The following is a 6,006-nucleotide window of genomic DNA, read 5'->3' as shown; positions in this document are numbered from 1 at the left end:
CGCCGACGGCCGCCATCAGTGATGATCTCTATCTCAGACATAAGCACGTGCTCAGGCATATGCCTAAGCCTCCATGGCTGTGCTCAAGTGTCCGGTCGAAACGGGGGCCAATTCATTCAGCGCTAAGCGATGACGAGACGACATTAGGGGGATAGGAACATGGGAGTCCGCATTCGCGATGACGCGCCCGGAGACGCACCCCTGGCTATCAACCGCGCATTGGAAGACCTGGTCCCCCAGCCCGCTTTTGATAGCTTGTCCGGGGGGAGTGTTCTAGACTTGTCACAACCGATAGCTTTATACAGCATTGGATTAGCCGACATTCGTAATCATAATTTAGGAGATATACTGTCCCACGCTACGTTTGTGTCATGGAGATATTTGATCGATCAGGGAAGTGGTGGAGGCGCTTATGCAGATGTGCGCCATAATAACGACGAAACAAAACTGGTTAGCCTCTCGACTAGCAAAAATGCTGCCGCCTTGATCGATGCGGCGAACATTGCTGTCGATCTGGTAGCTGACAAAGAAGACGAGTTCGAATTCAGGATAATAGATGCACCTGCAGTTAAGCTGTCATCAGCATGGATTTCCGGGACAGAGAACTTCTTTGTTCCGTATATTGATGGGCTTAAATCTGACCTCCTTCTGAAGGTGATTCCCCAGCATGCCTTCGAGGAGGAACTGACGCGGCGTGCTGAATCCTCCAGACCGGCGCAGGATGAGGAACTTAGCCAGGATACCAACTAGCTAAAAAGGGGATATACTTGGACAGATTCCGTGAGGGCATCTGCGCCCTTGTAAGCGTGCTTATCGCCGGCGTGGCTACATGGATGCTGATAGATGCTTATACATCTGGTAAGGCGGCGAACACGCCGGCCTCGATAGAGGCGTTCGGGCGTCAGAAAGACATGCTATTACTAGCGCTTGGACTCCTAGGAACCGTCACTGGTTATTATTTTGGCCGTGTGCCAGCTGAGAAGAACGCTGATGCATCAAAGCGCGAGGCAGACCAAGCCAACGCCACATTGGATGCGACCAAGAAGGCAGCGGGGGATGCAAGTACTGTAGTAGAGGAATCGTTGCAGGCCATGAACGACGAGCTTGCAGGCGGAGGCAAGCTAGACGGAAACGAATTACTAAAGACCTTAAAGTTCTCTGGTAACCGACTACGAGCAATTGCCGTAAGCTAAGGAGGATATTGCAATGGCAGATGGGCTTCCAGCCGACGTAGCAAAACTATTAGACCCTACGATGGAGTTCGAGACGTTCGATACTGCAACCATTGGGGGATCTACATACTATTTTATCGATCAGTTCGACGACGTCGATGGGGAGCCTGTGATCGTAAGGCAGGCACCTGGTAAGGCCCCGGAGACTGTAAACGATATCCTGCCTGAGGATGATGCGACAGGCGGCGCAGCATCAGAGCTCTCAGAAAAGCTGCAAGAACGGTTGCGCGCAATTCGCGGTACTGACTTCGAGGACGCCGGAGGTGATATCGGTGGCGGTGTCTCGCTCACTCAGCAACAGGTGAATGAGAAGCTAAACAGGCAGGCCGGACACTGCGCCGACGGCAATCATTCTGACCATCTCATCTCGAAGAATGCACCTGGCACTAATAACGGGCGACTCGCCTGCGCATGGGCGGTAAATCAAGTGGCTAAAATGGCTTTGGGGCGGCAGATAGGCGGCGGTCTCGCAACGGCAAATATGGTGCTGGTGCTTAGGCAAAAGCATGGGAGCATTGAGACGCCGGTTCCTGGATGCGTCATAATCTCGCCAACCGTTAGTACGCCACATGGGCGAAATATAGGACACGTGGGAATTATAGGAAGCGTGAGCACTGGGAATTTGGGTGATACAAGAATTTACTCTAATAGTTCGTCGCGAGGACAGTTTGAACAGAACTTCTCGTATGGTGCTTGGCTTTCTAGATATCGAGACACGAAGCATCTTTCTGTAGAACTATTTCAGCTTGCACCAAGCGCATTCCCGTCAGCTACATCGTAGTCCACGAATTGAAGGAGATGGGATGAAAATGCGCCTCAGCGGTATAGCTTTTGCGGTCGTGTTGGTGACGCTCGTAGGGTGCACGACGACACAAGATCAGACGGTAGAGGCTACTAGGAACCAGGCGAAGGCGATTTGCAGCTATCTTCCGACGGCGGGAACGGTCGTGGATATTCTCGGACTGGGGCTGGCGCCTCTTGGAACGGCTAAACAAGTAGCCACCGCGATCTGTGATGCAGTTGCCAATGAAACTGCGGGGGGCGGACAACCAATGGTCGAGGGCGTTCCCGTTCGCGGGGAGTTTGTGAAGGAGTAGGTGACGCTCCGCCCAGATGTACCCCACTCCCTCTTTGGGGTGGGTGATGTTAGCAGCGGTAGGTCAGTAACGATCGTTTATGGCGCGGCGCGCGCGGCCCTGAAAAACAGCCTGTTGATAAAGCCAAAACCCCCCGCCAATACCTTGACGGTTTTGGAAGGTTTTTGGCAGGATCCGGCATGATTTTCGGCTATGCACGCGTCTCTACGGACGACCAGAGCCTCGACGCCCAGACGGACGCCCTGCAAGGTGCGGGGGCGGAGCGTATCTTCACCGACAGGATCAGCGGCAGCCTGCGCAGACGGCCCGAGCTCGACCGTCTGCTCGACCAGGTGCGGCAGGGCGACGTGATTGTCGTGACCAAGTACGATCGCCTGGCGCGCAGCCTGCGCGACCTTCTTGAGATCGTCGAGGCGATCGAGGAGCGCGGCGGCGGCTTCCGGTCCCTGGCCGAGGACATCGACACCACCACGCCCGCCGGGCGCCTCATCTTCCATGTCTTCGCGTCGATCGCGCAGTTCGAGCGCGAGCGCATCTCCGAGCGCACCAGGGAGGGCCTGGAGGCCGCACGGCGGCGGGGCAGGGTGGGGGGGCGCCCCCCGGCGCTCTCGGCCGTCCAGCGGGCCGAGGTGCGCCACATGCGCGACGAGGAAGGCCGGTCCGTACCCGAGATCGCCCGGCTGTTCAGGGTCAGCTTGCAGACCGTGCGGCGGGCATAGGCGGCGGACAGACCGGCGGCGCAGACGCCGCCGGTCGAGCACCTTGGATCAGGCCGCTTCGTCGGGCCGCAGGTGATCGTTGGCGCGGCGCGTCCGCGAAACGCGCTGCCTGATCGCGGCGGGGGACATGAGCAGTCTCTCGGCGATCGTGGCCGGGCTGACGCCGCTGGCGACGGCCAGCAGAAGCAGGCTGTCGAAGCGTCCCGCCCGGCGCGCGAGGTTCCCGATCGCCTGCCGCGCCTCAAGGCCGCGAGCGACTGTCGGGCATCCCGTCTGAAAGGCCGTCGGACCGTACATCGCGAGGATGCGCCTGCGGTGCCGCTCCCGCCGCGCCGCCGACGCGGCTTGGCGATCGCTCGCCTCGGCCGAGACCGCCCTGCCCTCGGCGATGGCCTCGATACGATCGATGAGGGAGCTCTCAAGGCCCCAGCACCGGTCGGACAGCGATGTTGTCTCGGAAAGCGCCTTTTGTTGCCGCACGTAGGCAGCCCACGGTTCTGGAAGAACCATCCCTTCACCTCAATATCTGTGCGCGCCGTTGCGGTCACGCGAGGTTGGCAGGGGGCTTCCTTCACTGGCGGGATCTCTGATCCGGGCGCTGTGCCGGGCCAAAGCGATTCGACAGCGTCAAAAACCTCCTAGGTTGAAGCAGGATACGCGAACACGAGCGTGCTGCAAACTGTCAGGAGGCGGCAGAGGCCGAATGTGACGCTCTGCCGCCTTCCGGTCAGGCGGTCATCTGCACGCGGTAGGCCTGCGACCATTCCCGCTGAAGCAGATCAAGGGTCTTGTGGGCCTCCTCGTTGTCGGCGCCGAGGGAGGCCTGCGTCCGCGCGAGGGATAGGAGCATGAGCTCAAGCGCGACGAGCGGGCCGGATCCTTCTTGGGGCAGATCGTGGGCGCTGCCGTCCTCGTCGTCGGCGTCGCCGTCGGCGTTGGCCGTCCGCAGTGGCTCGTACAGCTCCGTGAAGAACGGATGCGCGGTGTTGATGGTCAGGATGAACCGGCCATAGCGGCGTTCGGCCCGGTAGAACGGCCAGAATTCGTCGTGCCCGAAATGGATCAGGTACCGCGAATTTTTCACCCGCTCGAACGCCTCCTCGTCTGTCTCGTCGTGCCTGCGCAGCGATACGGCCAGGCTGCGCAAGTTCTCTTCGATCTGCGCCTCTTCCTCCGGCAAGAGAGCGAAGGACCGAGCCTGATGCGGATCCGCATCCGTGGCTATCCGCTCGCTCGTGCTCGGCTGACTGCTTCGCGACCGCACCCGCTCTTCACTCTGGAACCGCCTGATCTCGTTAATGACGGTCGAGATGTCCTCCCCGATCGCCTCCTTGATGGCCTTCTTGACGTAGTCCTTGAGCCTCACGCCCTGCTTGTTCGCGGCGACGCCGAAGGCCTCGTCCAAAACGCCAGGGAAATCAATCTGGATACGGAACCAGTGCGTAACCGAGTGGCGGGTCGTAAGATCAGGCATACGATCCGCTAGGAGCTCCCGCCCGTTCCGCATGATCGACACGGTCAGACCGTTGAAGACCTGGAGGTCGTTCTTCAGAGTCTTCTTAGGAAGGTGATACCATTCCTCGATCGGTAGCTTATAGAGCCGGACCGTAATCGGCGCCGTGGTGGCGTCACTCCCATGACGGATAGGAATTTCGACGGGTTTGCCCCGGATCAGGCGGCTCGTCTTGAATTCCACGTCCTCAAGGAACTGGACGTGCCGGGCGCCCGCCATCGAATAGGTCGGATCGAACGCCTTCACCAGCCGGTTGTTGACGTATAGCCTGAGGCCGTTGGCGATGGCGCGGCGATACACCCGAGCCATCTCCTTGGTCGCATGCTCAGCCAGCGTCTGCGCCTTCGCGAAGCTTAGGCGGTCGCATTCCGGCATGAACACGATCGTGCCGGTGCGGCTGAGGGCCTCCTCTATATCGTCATTCGGCCCAGCCATCAGCTCCTGCTCGGCATGATTTTTCGGGAACGACTGGGGCTTGCGGAAGAAATCGGCTACCTCGTCCGGCAGCTCGGTGACGAGCTGCGGGTCAGGCAGTTCCACGCTGTTGGACCGCTCCCGCCCGACGGCTTCGACGTCGAGGGTCATGTTGTAGAAGGCACCTCGCTCCTGCCAGGAATAGACGTCCATGATCGGGCTCATGCTGAGCGCCGCCGTCTTCATCCCCATTCCGAAGCGGCCGATGCCAGTGCGGTTGTTGTAGTTCAGCGAGCCGCCGAAAGACATCGCGACCTTGAGAACGTTCGGCGCCATGCCCCGGCCGTTATCATAGACGGCGGCGTCCACCACATAACTGCCCGGCTTTCCGGTCTGACGGAAGAAGACACGCACCTCATCCGCTCCCGCTTCGACGGCGTTGTCGACGTGCTCGCAAAGCGCGGAGGTGGTGTCATTGTACCCTTGGTCGCGCAGCGACGCGACGAGGGTCTGGGCGAAGAAGAGCGGAACGCTCGCCCCGTCCTTGAGGATTCGGTTCAGAACCGTCCTGCCGCCCTTGGGTGCGTCTTCGGGCCAGGTCATTTCGACCTCAGGCGCAGTCCGGTCAGCATCGGGATTGTGTAGCATGATCGTCTCCATGGGCTGTGACAGCGCGCGCTGGCGTTGTCGGAGTACAAGGCTTGCGGCCTCACCATTCAGGAGATGAACGCGCCGAAATGTGACTTTCCCGCGGCGGAGACCTGCGCGATGGAGCGCCCGACGCTGCACCGGAATACAATGCGGAGGGCTCGCGTGGCAGACTTAATGGCCTACAAGGTTCCGCGACGAAGGGGCTGAACTGCTTGGCCGCGTTGACCGGTGCGTAAATCGAGAATGGCGCGCGCGTGTGTCTGCTTCGTGTCAACGGCGGAGCAAAACCAGGCCGTTGGGCGGCGCAAAAGTAGGCCACTTGGCGCCGCAAGCGGGGAACGGCGGGAGGGCGTAGCCCGACTAGAGTTTCCCGCTTGCGG

7 protein-coding genes are annotated in these 6,006 nt (G+C 60.0%); 5 read left to right on the top strand and 2 right to left on the bottom strand.

The window, feature by feature from the left end:
* The first annotated feature begins 159 nt into the window (after positions 1–159).
* The 5 genes from ACLJK8_RS21790 (at position 160) to ACLJK8_RS21770 (ending at position 3,048) form a co-directional block, all read left to right on the top strand.
* Positions 160–750: a hypothetical protein gene (locus ACLJK8_RS21790; protein WP_413152535.1), complete on the top strand. Its 591-nt coding sequence runs from the start codon at positions 160–162 to the stop codon at positions 748–750.
* 17 nt (positions 751–767) lie between these two features.
* Positions 768–1,193, top strand: coding sequence for a hypothetical protein (locus tag ACLJK8_RS21785; protein WP_413152534.1), 426 nt, complete (start codon positions 768–770; stop codon positions 1,191–1,193).
* 13 nt (positions 1,194–1,206) lie between these two features.
* Positions 1,207–2,013, top strand: coding sequence for a hypothetical protein (locus ACLJK8_RS21780; RefSeq protein ID WP_413152533.1), 807 nt, complete (start codon positions 1,207–1,209; stop codon positions 2,011–2,013).
* A 22-nt stretch (positions 2,014–2,035) separates the two neighbouring features.
* Entirely contained in the window at positions 2,036–2,329 is a 294-nt protein-coding gene (locus ACLJK8_RS21775) for a hypothetical protein (RefSeq protein ID WP_413152532.1), read from the top strand.
* A gap of 179 nt (positions 2,330–2,508) precedes the next feature.
* Positions 2,509–3,048: a recombinase family protein gene (locus ACLJK8_RS21770; protein WP_413152531.1), complete on the top strand. Its 540-nt coding sequence runs from the start codon at positions 2,509–2,511 to the stop codon at positions 3,046–3,048.
* 48 nt (positions 3,049–3,096) lie between these two features.
* On the opposite strand, the gene ACLJK8_RS21765 is transcribed toward ACLJK8_RS21770, so the two are convergent.
* Together ACLJK8_RS21765 and ACLJK8_RS21760 are read right to left on the bottom strand one after the other, a co-directional pair.
* Positions 3,097–3,558, bottom strand: a complete 462-nt coding sequence (locus tag ACLJK8_RS21765) for a hypothetical protein (protein ID WP_413152530.1) — start codon at positions 3,556–3,558, stop codon at positions 3,097–3,099.
* A 217-nt stretch (positions 3,559–3,775) separates the two neighbouring features.
* Complete coding sequence (locus ACLJK8_RS21760; protein WP_413152528.1) at positions 3,776–5,623, bottom strand: ATP-binding protein; 1,848 nt, start codon at positions 5,621–5,623, stop codon at positions 3,776–3,778.
* Between the last annotated feature and the right edge of the window lie 383 nt (positions 5,624–6,006).

This window comes from Amaricoccus sp. W119, from assembly GCF_047275745.1.
Lineage (GTDB): Bacteria > Pseudomonadota > Alphaproteobacteria > Rhodobacterales > Rhodobacteraceae > Amaricoccus.
This window is presented reverse-complemented; position numbering and strand designations above follow the sequence as displayed.